Raw genomic sequence first — 16825 nt, 5'->3', positions numbered from 1 at the left:
CGTTCCGGCTAAATAGAACTTTTACAAGAATATATATGTCGTTTTGATATGAGTAAGAATATACTCGGCAGAGCTTTTACCGAGTATATTCTTAGCAGAACCGATATTTTAAAATAATCTATACAATTATTTCTTTTAAATTCCTTTAATTGTCTAAGCAATCTTTTACTTTCTTGTACCCTGTTTTTAGATTATCTTCACCATTGAAATTAGTAACGAATAGACTTTTAAGATAGCAGCTTCCATCTTTATAGTATAGACTCACAGCGGGCGAAGTTCTGTTATCGATATGCGGTACAGATTCTTCTTTTGAGAGTGATTTCGTAAAATCAAAAGCCATGCAATTATCTGTCATCCTATATAAAGATAAGAAAAATCGTTTTTTCTTTTGCTTATCTATTGCCATAAAGACAATGGATAAGAGTAATGTTAGTAGGATATTTACTTAATAAAATACAGAGAAATAAAGATTATAGGTTTTCTTGTCATTTATCAGGACTTTTGTAAATCGTCGCTTATCGTTGAGGTGAAACAGTTTAGAGGATGATGGAATGCCGGTAATGAATAATAATTAAAAAATACTTGTATATCCAAAATAAGGTGATTCTCTATAGTTTTTATCATTTCTTTTGATGGATGGTTACTTGTTTTTTATTAATTTTGCAACGATAACAAACACTTATAAGACATGAGAAAAGCTATAACATTTATTTTATTATTACTGTCTGCGGCGTTTGCAAGCGCCCAAATGGCAGATCCGGTTCATGCCTCATCACAATTGAAAACCGATGGAAGCGCCATCGGAGAGATTGTTTTCAGTTTGAAAATCGATGCCGGATGGCACGTATATTCTTCTAATCTCGGTTCCGATGGGCCTATACAGGCATCTTTCCATGCCACGAAAATGGAGGGAGCAGAGCCGGTGGGCGGTCTTACGCATCGCGGAAACGAAATATCGAAATACGATAATGTCTTCGGAATGCGCCTGCGTTATTTCGAAAACAGCGTGCAATTCGTTCAGAAGGTAAAGTTTACAAAACCTGATTACAAGATAGATGCCTACCTCGAATACGGTGCATGCAACGACCAGAGCTGCATGCCGCCGCAGCAAGTTTCGCTCGTTAAGGCCGGTAAATCGCCGGCTGTAGATGTCAAAGCGGCCAAAGAGGAACAGAAAAAGGAGACGGCAGCGGGCGAAAAGATACAAGAAACGTCGGTCGACAGCACCGTTTCTGCAACTTTGATACCTGCTGTGGCTTCAACAGACACAAGCAAGACCGCTGTTGCGGGTAATCTCTGGAAACCAGTCATCAAAGAGTTACGCGCTTTCGACGGCACTCCTACCGACGGTAACGGTTCGTTGTTCTACATTTTCTTTATGGGTTTCTTAGGCGGACTGCTTGCTCTGTTCACGCCATGTGTGTGGCCTATCATCCCTATGACGGTGAGTTTCTTCCTGAAACGTTCTAAAAATCGTGCCAAAGGACTGCGCGATGCCGTCACTTACGGCATTTCTATTATTGTGATATTCCTCACGCTCGGACTTCTTGTTACGTCGCTCTACGATCCGCACAAGTTGAACGAACTGGCCACGAGTGCTGCGTTCAACATCTTTTTCTTCCTGATGTTGGTCGTTTTCGCCTTATCCTTTTTCGGCTGGTTCGAGCTTCGACTGCCCGCCTCTTGGGGCAATAAGGTCGATAGCAAGGCCTCGGCGACCACCGGTTTGTTGTCTATTTTCCTCATGGCCCTTACGCTTGTGCTCGTTTCTTTCTCATGCACGGCGCCCATTGTGGGCCTTCTGCTTGTCGAGGCTGCCACATCCGGCAACCTTATAGGCCCTGCCATCGGCATGTTCGGCTTTGCTTTTGCGCTGGCATTGCCGTTCACTTTGTTCGCCATCTTCCCCTCTTGGCTCAAACAGGCACCCAAGTCGGGCTCGTGGATGAACACGATCAAGGTTGTTCTTGGGTTCATAGAATTGGCATTTGCACTGAAGTTTCTGTCGGTAGCCGACCTTGCTTACGGCTGGCATATCCTCGATCGTGAAGTCTTCTTGTCGCTTTGGATCGTGATATTCGGCCTGCTCGGTCTGTATCTCATCGGCAAACTCAAGTTTCAGAGCGACATGGTAGGGGGCGAAAACAAGCCTATGCCGGTGTTATGCATCATGCTCGGCCTTTGTTCATTGGCCTTCTCGGTTTACATGGTGCCCGGTCTGTGGGGCGCACCCTGTAAGGCTGTGAGCGCTTTTGCGCCTCCCATCAGCACGCAAGACTTCAATCTGAGCACCCATGAAGTACGTGCCACTTACACAAGTTATGAGGTAGGAATGGCCGAAGCAGCCCGACAAGGCAAGCCGGCATTTATAGATTTCACCGGTTTCGGTTGCGTGAACTGCCGGAAGATGGAGGCTGCAGTATGGACAGATCCGTCGGTTGCCGACATTCTGACCAAAGACTACGTGCTCATTTCGCTCTTTGTAGACGACAAGACACCGCTTGCTGCACCGATAGAGATTATGGAGAACGGTCAGAAACGCACACTCCGTACCATCGGAGATAAGTGGAGTTACCTGCAACGCAGTAAGTTTGGCGCTAACACACAGCCCTTCTATGTGCCTGTAGACAACGATGGAAACCCGTTGGCCGGCTCTTTCAGCTATAAAGAAGATGTGCCTGCTTTCCTTGCTTTCCTCAACAAAGGATTGCAGAATTATAAAAAGCGCTGATAGTGTGCATATTCTACGGAACAAAACCCCACGGTGTCGGAATTCAAGATACCTGCGGTTTTGTTCTTTCCAAGCCTTTCTTTATTATCCATACCCATCTATCGAATTCCATAAAAACAACAAACCATGCTTGATAACGCTACGAAAACTCAGATTCTTCGGTTGATCGATCGCGAGGTAGTGCCCGCTGTAGGCTGCACAGAACCTATGGCTGTGGCGCTTTGTACGGCAAAGGCCGCCGAAACGCTCGGCATGCGTCCGCAGAAGATTACGGCTCTGTTGAGCGCGAACATTCTGAAAAACGCTATGGGGGTGGGCATTCCGGGCACAGGGATGATAGGTCTGCCCATCGCCATCGCCCTTGGTGCCATCGTCGGGCGGTCGGAATACCGGCTCGAAGTTATCAAAGACCTTACGCCGGAGACGCTGACTGAGGGCAAAACATTCATTGATGAACGCCGTATAGACATCCGACTGAAAAAGACAACCGAGAAACTTTACATCGAAATACGGTGCGAAGCGGAAGGCAATACGGCCGTGGCAATCATCACAGGCGGACATACGGACTTCACACGTGTGGAGCGTAACGGCGACGTGCTGCTCGACCGTTCCCGACAGACGGGCGAAACAACGGAGGAAAAAGACGTTTCGTTGAACTTGAAGATGGTCTACGACTTTGCCATGACTACGCCCCTTGCCGATCTGCGCTTCATTCTAAAGACTAAAGATTACAATCTCAAAGCAGCTGAAGAGTCGCGTAAGGGCAACTACGGCCACTGTCTCGGTAAGACAATGGACAGGCCTTTGAGCCACGGAATATTCGGAAACAGCATCTTTTCGCATATCCTTTCGAAGACAGCCTCGGCATGCGATGCCCGTATGGGGGGAGCTATGATCCCTGTAATGAGCAACAGCGGCTCCGGCAACCAAGGTATATGTGCCACAAACCCTGTGGTTGTGTTTGCTATGGAGAACGAAAACACCGAAGAAGAGCTCATTCGGGCGCTCACGTTGAGCCATCTTACGGCCATATACATTAAGCAGAGTCTCGGTAAACTATCGGCCCTTTGCGGCTGCGTGGTGGCAAGCATCGGTTCGAGTTGCGGCATTACCTACCTCATGGGCGGCGATTACAACCGCATCTGCCATGCCGTAAAGAATATGATTGCCAATCTTACCGGTATGATATGCGACGGAGCGAAGCCCAGTTGTTCGCTTAAAATCTGTTCAGGCGTAAGCACTGCGTTGCTTTCAGCGTTGCTCTCTATGGAGGGAAAGCACGTTACGGCAGCCGAAGGCATTATCGATGAGGATGTAGACCGCAGCATACGTAACCTTACGAGTATCGGTAAAGACGCCATGTGCGCCACAGACGACATGGTTCTTCGCATCATGACAAGCAAACAGAACTGCTGATCGTCGGGCATAGGTATCTGTCCCATAAAACGGCCCCTGCAACAGTAAATTACTTACATTGCAGGGGCTGTTTTGTTAGAATGCCCATCTAAGGCAGACAGAGAGCCTATTTAGCAACTACAGATAGTAAATCTATGAATTACAATCCTATATAGCTTTTCAGCGACTCTATGTATTCTTCGAAAGCATGCCTGCCTTCCGGCGTTATCAGGCAGGTGGTGTGCGGCTTTTTTCCGATGAAACTTTTCTTTACATCGATATAGCCGGCCTTCGACAGTTTGTCTATCTGCACGCTCAAGTTGCCTGCCGTGGCGCCGGTCTGTTCCCTTATATAAACGAAATCTGCCTCGTCTACGCTTACTAAGAGTGACATTACGGCCAATCGTAGCTCGCTGTGCAGCAACGGATCTAATGGTTTGAACATTGTTGTTTCTCTTTCTTACAATCTGTACTTCGGATATCTGCCAGTCGTTTATGAATGGGCTTTACTATTGATAATAACGCCCGGAATCACCAAGGTAGCTATTGCAACGATTGCAAGCATTAGCATTTCGTGGCTTCCGGGCCACATAAGGCAGAAGTTTACGGCACAAATACCGCTGCCGAAAGCCATACCCGGAATGAGTTTATTGCCCACTACCAAACCCATAATGCTGCTGCAAAGCATCATAAGAATAATTATAATGGGCGTTAGGGGTATGTAACGCACGCGGTAGATGTCTGGATTTAACATAACAATGTAAAAGAGCACAGCGATTACAATGGTTATAATGCAGAATAAAAGCCATATCCAATGTACTACTTTCGATACAAACGATACCGGACGAATGGCATGTTTTTGGCCGATAAACCGGTTGATTGCAAAGCCAATGGCCGTCATAATGAACCAAAGGAAGTTCCATACCGGCCCGCCGCAATGCTCCCATAAATGACCTATAATCACTGCTGTAAAGGCCACAAGGCTACCCCAAACGATTAAAGGTGTACCTGCTTGTCGTTCTACATCGCGGCGGCTCTTCTCTATGGTCTCTCTGATGATTTCAATACTGCGCTCGGCTGTCAGTTCTTTTTCCATGTTGTAATGTTTTTAGGTCGACGGGAAGAGGCGGTAACCCCGTTCCCGTCCGAGGGTTATTTATTTTTGTTTGCAACTATTTCGGGTATGTTTTGGAGTTTTGCCGTAATGGTTTGGTTGTTGTTCTTTACGTTTATTTTCTGCATGCAGACGTATTCTGTCGGCAGTCCGTTCACGTTGTTCGGACTTTTATCGTCGTTGCTGTCGTGCATTACATAGAGCATGCACTCGCCCAAGGGCATATCTTTCAGTTCTACTTCCGTGGTACCTTCCACGGCTTTTGTCATAGCGTAGTGACTGTTAGAAGTGGTTACAAGAATGCTTCCTTGGCTGTTCGGCACGTTTTCAACGATAATCTTCACCGTGTTTTGGGCCATCATCGTGACCGAAAAAAGCATTGTAACGGCGATAAACGCGAGCTTTAGGTTAATTGTTCTTTTCATTTTCTCTTGTTTTAAAAGGTAAATAATTCCGTTAGAATGTGATCACGACACAAATATAAATAAGTTTATTTTATAAACCATATAATATTTAAATAAAATATTTGGTATTAATAATCTTTAACAGATAGGGGTGTCTGCGGAATAGGTTTGCGTGCTTATTGTATTATAATAGGTGTATGGCGATGGAAGGTATAGTGCTTAGCCCCTCTTTAACTCCCCTCTGTAGGGGGAGAACACGGCTTTCGAGGAGGGTGTGAGATGGTGCTCGGCCTCTTGAAAAATAGAAAAGTGGTTTTTTCTTCCCCTATAAGGAGGAGTTAGAGGAGGGCTCTCTCTTCTTTAAAAGTAGCGGGATGTAATTATACGGATAAAGAAGAGGGGTTGTAAGAACTTGGTTTATTTTGGAAAGAAAGATAAAAGATAAGGAACAAAAGAACAAAGCCGAACTATTAAACCTTCATCCCTCATCTTTCATCCCTCATCTTTTACAAACACAGAAATAATGTTTCCGTCGTATATATCCTGCCGTATAAGTCGTATGTCGGTAGGTATGCGTGGCGCGGGTGTACCGCCTTTTACCGTCAGCGGTGCCGTTTCTACGCGTATTTCGTCCCACAGACCGGCTGTGAGAAAGCTCTGCAGCGTCTTTGCACCGCCTTCTACGATTAACGATTGTACTTTCTTTTCATACAAGGAGGTCATTAGGTCGGCGATATTCTGCCGGTGGTCGAGCACTATCCGCAGCGGATCTCGTCCGCTCCAATGGCGAACGTTCAGCATAGGGTGCTCTCTTTCGTCGGTCACACGTCCCACGAGAATGGCGTCGCTCTCGACTCTAAGCTTGTGCGACAGCATCTTTGTGAACGGTGTAGAGATGGAAAGAGCATGGAAACAATCGTCGATGAAACCGTTGGATGTCTGTGCCCACTTTAATATAATGTACGGGCGCAGGCGCGTGTTATAAGTAATAAATCGCTTGTTCAGTGCCAAACACTCCCTTTCAAGTACCCCCACAACGACTTCGATGCCTGCTTCGCGCAGCTTATGTATGCCTCTTCCGTGCACTTGAGCAAAGGGATCGATGCATCCCACCACCACTCTGCGCACGCCGTTGCGTATGATGAGGTCGGCACAAGGAGGCGTCTTGCCGTAATGAGAGCACGGTTCGAGGCTGACGTATAGCGTGGATTGCGGCAGCAGATGCTCATCTGCGGGCTTTACAGAGGCAAAACAGTTCACTTCGGCATGCCCTTCGCCGAAACGGATATGATAACCTTCGCCGATGATACGTCCCTCGCACGCAAGCAAGGCACCCACCATAGGGTTGGGTTTTGCATTCTGCATGCCGTTCAGAGCCAGCTGTATGCACCGGCGCATATAACGTATATCCTCTTCGGTAGCCTGTTCTTCGGCAGATATTATTTTGTTTTGTTCCATCTTTTTGCTATTTTTGCAGTATCAATCAAGACTATGACGTACAACGAAATATGGCAACAACTGACACCGTTATACGATAACAACGAAGCAAAAGCTATCGTTCGTATGCTGTTGGAGATGCAGTTCGGCCTGTCGTGGGCGGATGTTATCTGCGGCAAAGTTACACAATTAGGGGCAGAAAACGCCCTTTTGCTGCAACAAATGATAGGAAGACTGGCGAAAGGCGAACCGGTTCAGTACGTTATGGGGCGTGCTGAATTTGCCAATCGCATATTTTCTGTGACGCAAGGGGTACTTATTCCCCGTCCCGAGACGGCCGAATTGTGTGCTTGGATAACTCATGAAACACCCGAAGATGCCACTGTTCTCGACGTTGGATGCGGTTCCGGATGTATCGCCGTCACACTTGCATTGAACATACACGGTGCACACGTCGTGGCTTGGGATATATCCGATGAGGCTTTGCACATAGCAGAAAGCAATGCACAAGCACTGCATGCCCGTGTCGATATAGTGAGGCAAGACGCGCTGATACCCCCTGCAGATGTGGAAAAGTGGGATGTCGTGGTGAGCAACCCGCCGTATATCTGCGAACGGGAACGCGGTGCGATGGCGCGGAATGTGCTCGATTACGAGCCCGATACGGCCCTTTTCGTACCCGACAACGATCCTCTGTTGTTCTATCGTGCCATAGCCGAATATGCTGCAAAGGCGTTGAAACGGGGGGGAACGTTGTATTTTGAGCTCAATCCCCTACATGCCGACGAAGTGAAGCGCATGCTTTACGAACAGCATTTCGCAGCAATAGAAAGCCGGCATGATATGTTCGGCAAAGAAAGATTTATCAAAGCCATCCGTTATTAATAACTGTCATCATGCGAAAACTTATCTTTTTTATTTGCTTTTTTATTGATTGTACGGCGTTGTTTGCCGAAGATAATTTCCGTTTGCGGGGAAAATTCAGCGATTTAAACAACGATACTCTTCTCGTTTCTTATGCGGCTAAAGAGGGAGAACGTTCCGGAGAGGTTAAACTCAAAGTGCCTGTTACGAACGGAGAGTTTGCATTTTGTGCCGATTTGGATGAGGCCAAAAAGGCTCATTTTATGCTTAAAAGCAAGACAGACCAAAGCGATAAAAGCGATTTTTACCTCTTTATAGTACCCTATGAGAGCGTTGTAATCGAGGGAACCATGGAAGATTTCAGTATTGATGGTACAGCTTTTTACAAAGACTTGGCACAAGAAACTTTGGTGCAAAAGCCTTTTATCGACGAACTAAAGGCTATTGAAAAGCGATATAAAATGCTTTTAAAGGCGGAAGGTGCCGATAAAAACCTGCTTAATACGGAAAGAAATAAAGAGATGGAAGCGGTAAATAAGCGTTACGAGAAGGTTGCTTATGAATACGTGAAGCGGCATCCGGATAAGGAAGCCACGGTAGATATGTTGCTCAGTTTGGATTTTCATTACATATTGAAAGGCATAGAACTGCTTACACCCGAGGTGCGTAACGGTCGTTTTTCGGGCTATATCGACAACTTGAATAGATTTGTAAAAGTTGTAACACGGTCTATTGAGGCTTCGGGAAAGATAAAAGAAGGCACCGAGGCCCCCGATTTTACACTGAAAGACGACCGAGGTAACGATTTTACATTGTCTTCGCTGCGCGGTAAATACGTAGTTCTCGACTTCTGGGGCTCATGGTGTAAGTGGTGTATAGCAGGTTTTCCGAAGATGAAGGAGCTCTATGCAAAGTGCAAAGACAGAGTAGAATTTGTCGGTATAGATTGTCAGGATACCGACGGGGAGTGGCGTGCAGTGCTGAAAGATGCACAACTTCCGTGGCTTCAAGTATTCAGTGGAGACAGGAATATCGATGCTGAATATGGCGTAACGGCCTATCCTTACAAGGTTGTTATTGCCCCCGATGGCAAGATATTGAAGCTTTTTACGGGCGAAAGCAGTGAGTTTTACGCATATATTAAGAGGCTGATTAAATAGAAAATGAAAGAGATAACTGAGCAAGAAGCATTGCAGAAGCTCTCCGCCCTGTGTGCCCGAGCGGAACACAGCAGCGGGGAGATGACGGAAAAGATGCGGAAGTGGGGACTTACAGAGGATGTGCAGGCGCGGATCATGGCACGTCTGACGGCGGGAAAGTATGTGGATGACGCCCGTTTTTCGCGATTTTTCGTTAACGATAAGATAAAGTATAACAAATGGGGGCGCCGTAAAATAGAGCAAGCTCTATGGCAAAAAGGCGTCGACCGCAGTGTCTATGGCCCGATTTTGGACGAAGTGCCCGACGAAGAGTATATCGCCGTGCTTCGTCCGCTTATCAAAAGCAAGTGGAAAACCATCAAGGCGGCAACGGATTATGAACGTAGCATGAAGCTTATCAAGTTTGCCATGAGCCGCGGTTTCGACTATTCAGTTATTAAAAAGTGCGTAGACGGCGCCGACGATCTATTGGAAGATGATTAGTTTCTTCGGCAGATTATTGGATTTGATATTGCCCCGACAATGCTCGATTTGCGGGTGTAGGCTTGCTGAAACCGAGCAAGTGCTTTGTGCGGTGTGCAACCTAATGTTGCCACGCACGGGTTTTGCCGACGACGCCTACGATAATGAGATGGCACAACTCTTCTGGGGAAGGCTGCCGATAGAACGTTCTGCCGCTCTTTTTTACTATGAGGCACAGTCGCAGGTAAGCAGGATGATTTATGAATTGAAGTACCGTAACCACCCTGAAATAGGCGAACGGCTCGGCTGTTTCATGGCAGAAGAGTTGTTGCCCAAAGGCTTTTTCGAGGGTATAGACATGATTATTCCTGTTCCTTTGGCACGAAAAAGACAGCGGCAACGCGGGTATAACCAAAGTACGGCTATTGCCCGTGGCATACAAAGCGCCGTATCGCTGCCTTTGAGCGAACATGTATTGCGCCGAAATTATTATCATGACAGCCAAACACAGAAAAATCGTTGGCAGCGGGCCGATAATGTAGAAGGCGCATTCAGTCTGTGCGATGCCGATACTATCCGAGATAAACACCTGTTGATTGTAGATGATGTGGTGACGACCGGTGCAACCGTCTGCGCTTGTGGTAAGGAATTGATGAAGTCGGGCGGCGTTAGAATTAGCGTATTATCACTCGGTTACTCTAAAACATGAGTGATAATAAACAATAAAATTGCCCATGTAGTGCTTGCTATATACGGGAATTAGCGTAACTTTGCAGGCAAGTAATTATTTTAAACCCTATTCCTATGGATTCTATTAAGAAAGAACTCGCCTCGAAGTTGCTGCAGATAAAGGCGATAAAGCTCCAACCAAACGATCCTTTTACATGGGCTTCGGGCTGGAAATCGCCCTTCTACTGCGACAATCGTAAAACTCTATCTTATCCCGATATTCGTTCTTTCGTCAAGATAAGCATGGCTCATGCCGTATTGGAGCACTTTATCGGCGCCGAAGTCATAGCAGGTGTGGCTACCGCAGGTATTCCGCAGGCGGCATTGGTGGCCGATGAACTCGGCTTGCCCCTCATCTATGTGCGTTCGAAACCCAAGGATCATGGGCTCGAAAACCTGATAGAAGGCGAGATGAAACAAGGTGCCAAGGTGGTTGTTATTGAGGATTTGATATCGACAGGTCTTAGTTCTTTGAAAGCCGTTGAGGCCATTCGTAAGGCCGGAGGCAATGTTATAGGCATGGTGGCCGCCTACACTTACGGTTTCCCAGTGGCTGCCGAAGCGTTCAAGAATGCCGGTGTAGAACTGATAACCCTAACGGATTACGAGCACGTAGTGGGAAATGCCTTGGAAACAGGCTATATACAAGAAACCGACACGAAGCTCCTACATGAATGGCGCGAGGATCCTTCGCATTGGAAACGGTAATTATTCTAAAGACATACGATTATTATGAGCAGCAAATTTGAAAGCAGTATTCGTGAGATACCTTATTCACAGCATTCGGTTTACGATATGCTGAGCGATTTGAGCAATATAAATAAGGTGAAAGACCGCATACCCGAAGACAAACTTAAAGACCTTTCGTTTGATGCAGATTCTATCTCCATCAAGTCTCCGATGGGCGATGTGAAACTTCATATCGTAGAGAGAGAAGAGCCGAAATGTATTAAATTCGAGACTGCACAGAGCCCCTTGCCTTTCGATTTCTGGATTCAAATACTGCCGGTCGATGCGTCTACGAGCAAAATGAAGCTCACCATCAAGGCGGATATGAACCCTTTTATTAAGACAATGGTACAGAAACCCTTACAAGAAGGTATCGAAAAGATTGCCGATGCGTTACAAACGATACAATACGAGTAACGCCCTAAGCCCCCTGAATCAGGCAGGTGTGAGTATTATCAAAAGGTTTTATAATAAACGAACCGATTTCTCAACGTAAGCCAACGCTTCGTTTTCTACATTTTTTCATGGCAGACGAGTCTGGCCGATCATCCGTCTCTCCGGTTTGCGAGAGCCCAAAAACAATAATATGGCTAATAAACTTTGGGAAAAAAACTTTGAAGTAAACAGAGAAATAGAGCGTTTCACGGTGGGTAAAGACCGCGAAATGGACCTCTGCTTGGCACCTTACGATGTGTTAGGTTCCATGGCTCACATCACTATGTTGCAGGCTATCGGCCTGCTTTCGGCCGAAGAACTGAAGCTGTTGCTTGCAGAATTGAAGAATATCTATCATGCCTGTGAGAGCGGGGAGTTCAGTATAGAGGAAGAAGTCGAGGATGTTCACTCTCAAATAGAGCTGATGTTGACGCGTAAGCTCGGCGATGTAGGCAAGAAAATCCATAGCGGAAGGTCGCGTAACGATCAGGTGTTGGTAGATTTGAAGTTATTTATACGTCATGAACTTCGCGAAATAACGGAAGAAGTAAAGCTGCTTTTCGACGAACTTTTGCAGAAGAGCGACCGATACAAAAATATTCTGATGCCGGGATATACCCATTTACAGATTGCTATGCCCAGCTCCTTCGGGCTGTGGTTCGGCGCTTATGCAGAAAGCCTTGCCGATGATATGCTCTTTTTACAGGCCGCTTATCGGATGACCAACCGCAACCCGCTCGGTTCGGCAGCCGGTTATGGCAGTTCTTTTCCGTTGAACCGTCAGCTTACTACCGACCTTTTGGGTTTCGATTCCATGGATTATAACGTAGCTTATGCGCAGATGGGGCGTGGCAAGACAGAGCGAAATGTGGCGTTTGCCATGGCATCTGTTGCCGGTACATTGGCAAAGATGGCGTTCGATGCCTGCCTGTTCAACAGTCAGAACTTCGATTTCGTGCGGTTGCCCAAGGAGTGTACTACGGGTTCGAGCATCATGCCGCACAAGAAAAACCCCGATGTATTCGAACTGATACGTGCCAAAAGCAATAAAATACAAGGCCTCCCGCAGCAAATTATGCTCATCATGAACAATCTGCCCATGGGCTATTTCCGTGATTTACAGATTATCAAAGAGGTGCTTCTGCCTGCTTTCGGCGAACTGAAAGACTGTCTTAGAATGACTGCCTATATCATTAATAAAATGGAAGTGAACGACCGGATACTCGAAAACCGGATGTACGATCCGATTTTCTCTGTAGAAGAAGTCAATCGTTTGGTAGCTGCAGGCGTGCCATTTCGCGATGCGTACAAGAAAGTGGGCATGGATATCGAGGCCGGAAGTTTCGTTTCCGACAAACAGATACGCCACATACACGAGGGAAGTATAGGCAATCTCTGCAACGACCGCATAGCGGAACTCATGCAAAGCATCCTTCAAGACTTCCATTTCGACCGTGTAGAGCGTGCCGAAAAACAATTACTGTCATGAGAATAACTAAGATTTTGCTCCTCTGCATGGTGCTCCTATCTGTATCGTGCGGCAATATAGAGAACGAATTTTCTACAATTCCCTGTTATCTGATTATAGACAATAACCTGCATAAAGATGCTACGTTAGCCTCGGCCATGACGGCTGCATCGCCCGGAGTATTCTGCTATATCCGACAAGATATGCATGGAGGCGCGAAATACTTTGTGTTTAAGAACAATCAAGGGACGGAAAGCAGGAAAACTTTTAATGCCATAGACCTTCGGAGATCGTTTATATTGGGTGGAAACAACGGACTTATCGTAGGTTTCGGTAACATGGATACGCCTCCGGTGTTCTATGCATACGACAATCAGTGCCCGAATTGCTTCGATCCGAACGCCATTCCTATACGCAATTACCCGCTCTCGATGAGCACCGATGGCATTGCTACTTGCAATACATGTAAGCGAAAGTATAACATGAACACCGGTGGAAACATCATAGAGGGCGAAAATGGCAAGAAGTTAACGCGATATAGGGCGGCTACCGGTGGTCCGTATGGGGTGTTGAGCGTAAATTAAGTTGTTTAAGATAGGGCGGCAGAGAGGCAAGAAATAAGGAAATAACAATCTTCGATATCCCTTTCTGCAAGGTCGAAACAGCAGTCTCGGCCTCTTTCTGCCTATGTTTTTCTCGCATACTTTTATACGGTTGCCCGGATCAGATAATCTTCTGTGGGTAACAGGTGCACTGTTTATGTCCGATAGACATAAAATATATGCGTCATAGATGCTATATCCGATTTGGAAAGAGACATGGTTTATTGAAAGTGTGCAAACGAAGTGTAATCTCCGAGCATACCGAACGGTTGCCGCAGAGATGGTTTTCTGCTTGTTTATTTCATCTTGTCGCCCCCGTTTAAAACGGTCGTTAAATAGTGTAAAAGTCTTTGCAGTTACGATATTAAGTACTACTTTTGCCGATACATAGTGCAGGCGGCAATAGCTCAGTTGGTAGAGCGCGACCTTGCCAAGGTCGAGGTCGCGGGTTCGAGCCCCGTTTGCCGCTCCATATCTCTATAGTATATCACCGGCCGCAATGGTGGAATTGGTAGACACGAGGGACTTAAAATCCCTTGGCTAGTAATGGCTGTGCGGGTTCGAGTCCCGCTCGCGGCACCTTACCTAAAACGTTTAGACTATGCAGAAGAATCTAATCCTTACTCTATCAGCTTGTTGTTTGTTTGCTATATCGACATCTTGCTCTAAAATGGGGGCATTGTCGTCGAGCAATTTTACCGTTACACCGAACCCACTTGAGACACAAGGAGGGCATGTTCCTGCTACTATCAACGGTATGTTCCCCGAGAAATACATGAAAAAGAAGGCAGTTGTTACCGTTATTCCTGAATTGAGATACGGCAACGGATTGGTTTCGCAAGGCGAAGGTGCCACGTTCAGGGGCGAAAGTGTAATGAGTAACGACCAAATGATATCATATCGATTGGGCGGAAGATATAATATGAAAACCTCTTTTACCTATGTCCCCGAGATGCAGAAGAGCGACATGTATCTGACGTTCGATGCACGTATAGGTAGTAAAAAGGTAAATATTCCGGCCGTAAAGGTGGCAACCGGCGTCATTGCAACATCCGAACTTTACAAACGGGCGTTGGTGAGCGATGGCGGATGTATGGCTCCCGATTCGTTCGAACGCGTAAAGAAGCAGAAACAAGAAGCGAATATCCGCTTCCTGATCAATCAGGCTAACCTTCGTAAAAGCGAACTTAAAAACAATTCAGTGGCTGAATTCGTGCGCATGTTGAGGAAAATAAACCAAGAACGTGAACGACTTAACATCCGTAATGTAGAGGTCCAAGCCTATGCTTCGCCCGAAGGAGGCTTCACATTCAATGATAAATTGGCCAGTAAACGGCAAAATACGTCTGAAGGATATGTAAAACAACAGCTCAAACAGACAGGTGTAAGTACGGGTATCGATGCACATTACACCGCTCAAGATTGGGAAGGCTTCCAGAAACTCGTGCAGGCATCTAACATACAGGATAAGGATGTTATTCTTAGAGTGCTTTCTATGTACAAAGATCCGCAGGAACGTGAGCAACAGATACGTAATATGAGCGAAGGATTTCGTGAGTTGGCAGACGGTATCTTGCCCGAATTGCGCCGTTCGAGATTAATTATAAACTACGAAACAATAGGGCGTAGCGATGATGAAATAAAGAATCAATACGATCAAGATGCCGCTAAATTAAGCGCAGATGAACTTCTGTATTACGCAGCACTACAAGATAATGCTGCTAAAAAGGAGGAAATCTACAAGAAGACGGCTGAATATTACGATAAGGATTACCGTGCATTTAACAACCTTGCCGTGTTAGAAGTTACTAAAGGTAACGAAGATGCTGCCAAGCGCTACCTCGCACAGGCACTCCGTATCAATAGCAGCGCACCTGAAGCTTATGCCAATCAGGGACTCCTGTTGCTGAAAGACGGGAAACTCGTACAGGCTGAGAACGAAATATCGAAAGCTACTGCTGCTAATGACTTCGGACAAGCCTTAGGAACCCTCAATATAGCGAAGGGAGACTTTGCAAAAGCCGAAGAAAATCTTAAGGGAATCAACTCTAATATGGCGGCTCTTGCACAGCTATTGAATAAGAACTATGCGGCTGCAGCATCTACTTTAGACGCTATTAAGAACCCTGACGGACTGACAGAATATCTGCATGCCGTTGTTGCAGCGCGCAGAGGAAACAAGTTCGCTGCCGAGTCGTATCTGAATGAAGCACTGAAGAAGGATCCTTCTTTGAAGACTTATGCAGATAATGATTTGGAGTTGGAGCTATTAAAGAAATAAATGAAACAATTCGGTTTCTTACTGTTCTTCGCTCTGATTTTGGTGTCGTGTGGCATAGACAGCCATCATTTTAAGATTGATGGCCGCTTCATTCACCTGAATCAGGGCGAATTTTATGTGTATAGTCCTGATGGTGCCATCGACGGAATAGATACCATCAAGGTTTCGGGAGGGCGTTTTGCTTACGAAATTCCTTGTGATAAGCCTGCTACACTGATGATTGTGTTCCCGAATTTCTCTGAACAACCGGTCTTTACCGAAGCGGGCGAGGAAGTCAGCATTCGTGGCGATGCGTCGCATTTGAAGGAGATGAAGATCGAAGGTACCGATGAGAACGAACTCATGGGCAAGTTCCGTCAGCAGATTGTGAGTGCTTCGCCGCCCGAAGTTCTACAGTATGCCGCACAATTTATTAAAGATCATCCTAAATCTTTAGCAAGTGTTTATTTGGTGAGCAAATATTTTATGCAGACTCCTACTCCCAACCAAGCCAAAGCCAAGGAACTTATAAAAATCATGCTTGCCGTACAACCCAACAACGGAGTGTTGGTGCGTCTTGCAAAACAGGCAGAGAAACTTGATATAATCAGAATGGGTAAGTCTCTTCCACCATTCTCCGGTTACGATATTAATGGGCATGCAGTGTCTTCATCCGTGCTGTCTTCCGCTCCTGTCTCAGTCGTTCATGTATGGGCATCGTGGAGTTTTGAGAGTGTAAGCATGCTGCAACAACTCAAACAGATGCAGCGGGAAATGGGCGGAAAGCTGAAGATTTTAGCCATTAGTGTGGATGCCAATCGGGCGGAGTGCAGGCAGGCATTGAGCAATGACTCGCTGAATGTGCCCATCGTATGCGATGGCGATATGTTCAATGGAGGCATTATAAGTAAATTAGGACTTACCTCTGTTCCCGACAACATTCTATTGAAGAGAGGCAAAGTGGTTGCCCATAGACTTAACACGGACGATTTACGCAAAAAAATAGTGGAGATGACCAAATAAATACAATCCATA

At 46.1% G+C, this 16825-nt stretch carries 16 protein-coding genes and 2 tRNA genes; 14 read left to right on the top strand and 4 right to left on the bottom strand.

Going from position 1 to position 16825, the window contains the following annotated elements; genetic code table 11:
• The first annotated feature begins 688 nt into the window (after nt 1-688).
• Both HMPREF0663_RS04085 and HMPREF0663_RS04080 read left to right on the top strand, forming a co-directional pair.
• Entirely contained in the window at nt 689-2731 is a 2043-nt protein-coding gene (locus HMPREF0663_RS04085) for a protein-disulfide reductase DsbD family protein (protein ID WP_004368955.1), read from the top strand.
• A 126-nt stretch (nt 2732-2857) separates the two neighbouring features.
• Nucleotides 2858-4147 carry an L-cysteine desulfidase family protein gene (locus HMPREF0663_RS04080; protein ID WP_004368954.1) on the top strand — a complete coding sequence of 430 codons (1290 nt, stop codon included), beginning with the start codon at nt 2858-2860 and terminating at the stop codon, nt 4145-4147.
• 139 nt (nt 4148-4286) lie between these two features.
• On the opposite strand, the gene HMPREF0663_RS04075 is transcribed toward HMPREF0663_RS04080, so the two are convergent.
• The 4 genes from HMPREF0663_RS04075 to ribD form a co-directional block, all read right to left on the bottom strand.
• On the bottom strand, nt 4287-4571 hold the full coding sequence (locus HMPREF0663_RS04075) for a winged helix-turn-helix domain-containing protein (protein ID WP_016665395.1): 285 nt from the start codon (nt 4569-4571) through the stop codon (nt 4287-4289).
• A gap of 48 nt (nt 4572-4619) precedes the next feature.
• On the bottom strand, nt 4620-5222 hold the full coding sequence (locus tag HMPREF0663_RS04070; RefSeq protein WP_004368952.1) for a hypothetical protein: 603 nt from the start codon (nt 5220-5222) through the stop codon (nt 4620-4622).
• Nucleotides 5223-5278: 56 nt separating this feature from the next.
• Entirely contained in the window at nt 5279-5665 is a 387-nt protein-coding gene (locus HMPREF0663_RS04065; RefSeq protein ID WP_004368951.1) for a hypothetical protein, read from the bottom strand.
• A gap of 471 nt (nt 5666-6136) precedes the next feature.
• A complete protein-coding gene (gene ribD, locus HMPREF0663_RS04060) occupies nt 6137-7102 on the bottom strand; it encodes a bifunctional diaminohydroxyphosphoribosylaminopyrimidine deaminase/5-amino-6-(5-phosphoribosylamino)uracil reductase RibD (protein WP_004368950.1) in 966 nt (321 codons plus the stop codon).
• Nucleotides 7103-7135: 33 nt separating this feature from the next.
• Here ribD and prmC point away from each other — a divergent pair, with 33 nt between their 5' ends.
• From prmC to HMPREF0663_RS04000, 12 genes are all read left to right on the top strand, one after another.
• Nucleotides 7136-7966, top strand: a complete 831-nt coding sequence (prmC, locus tag HMPREF0663_RS04055; protein WP_004368949.1) for a peptide chain release factor N(5)-glutamine methyltransferase — start codon at nt 7136-7138, stop codon at nt 7964-7966.
• An 11-nt stretch (nt 7967-7977) separates the two neighbouring features.
• Nucleotides 7978-9105: a TlpA family protein disulfide reductase gene (locus HMPREF0663_RS04050; RefSeq protein ID WP_004368948.1), complete on the top strand. Its 1128-nt coding sequence runs from the start codon at nt 7978-7980 to the stop codon at nt 9103-9105.
• Nucleotides 9106-9108: 3 nt separating this feature from the next.
• Nucleotides 9109-9588, top strand: coding sequence for a regulatory protein RecX (locus HMPREF0663_RS04045; protein ID WP_004368947.1), 480 nt, complete (start codon nt 9109-9111; stop codon nt 9586-9588).
• Nucleotides 9581-10276 carry a ComF family protein gene (locus HMPREF0663_RS04040; RefSeq protein ID WP_004368946.1) on the top strand — a complete coding sequence of 232 codons (696 nt, stop codon included), beginning with the start codon at nt 9581-9583 and terminating at the stop codon, nt 10274-10276. The genes HMPREF0663_RS04045 and HMPREF0663_RS04040 overlap by 8 nt, the downstream gene beginning before the upstream one ends.
• 95 nt (nt 10277-10371) lie before the next feature.
• Nucleotides 10372-11004, top strand: a complete 633-nt coding sequence (gene pyrE, locus HMPREF0663_RS04035) for an orotate phosphoribosyltransferase (protein WP_004368945.1) — start codon at nt 10372-10374, stop codon at nt 11002-11004.
• Nucleotides 11005-11028: 24 nt separating this feature from the next.
• Nucleotides 11029-11442, top strand: a complete 414-nt coding sequence (locus tag HMPREF0663_RS04030) for an SRPBCC family protein (RefSeq protein ID WP_004368944.1) — start codon at nt 11029-11031, stop codon at nt 11440-11442.
• Between the two features lie 169 nt (nt 11443-11611).
• Nucleotides 11612-12949, top strand: coding sequence for an argininosuccinate lyase (gene argH / locus HMPREF0663_RS04025; protein ID WP_004368943.1), 1338 nt, complete (start codon nt 11612-11614; stop codon nt 12947-12949).
• A complete protein-coding gene (locus tag HMPREF0663_RS04020) occupies nt 12946-13512 on the top strand; it encodes a hypothetical protein (RefSeq protein ID WP_004368942.1) in 567 nt (188 codons plus the stop codon). Before argH ends, HMPREF0663_RS04020 begins: the two co-directional genes overlap by 4 nt.
• A gap of 414 nt (nt 13513-13926) precedes the next feature.
• Nucleotides 13927-14002 (top strand) — tRNA-Gly (locus HMPREF0663_RS04015).
• A gap of 21 nt (nt 14003-14023) precedes the next feature.
• Nucleotides 14024-14109, top strand: a tRNA-Leu gene (locus tag HMPREF0663_RS04010).
• Between the two features lie 22 nt (nt 14110-14131).
• The gene (locus HMPREF0663_RS04005) at nt 14132-15811 is read left to right on the top strand and encodes a tetratricopeptide repeat protein (protein ID WP_016665393.1); all 1680 of its coding nucleotides are present in this window, start codon (nt 14132-14134) and stop codon (nt 15809-15811) included.
• Complete coding sequence (locus HMPREF0663_RS04000; RefSeq protein WP_004368939.1) at nt 15812-16813, top strand: DUF4369 domain-containing protein; 1002 nt, start codon at nt 15812-15814, stop codon at nt 16811-16813.
• Nucleotides 16814-16825: the final 12 nt, after the last annotated feature.

This window comes from Hoylesella oralis ATCC 33269, from assembly GCF_000185145.2.
Classification (GTDB): Bacteria; Bacteroidota; Bacteroidia; order Bacteroidales; family Bacteroidaceae; genus Prevotella; species Prevotella phocaeensis.
This window is presented reverse-complemented; position numbering and strand designations above follow the sequence as displayed.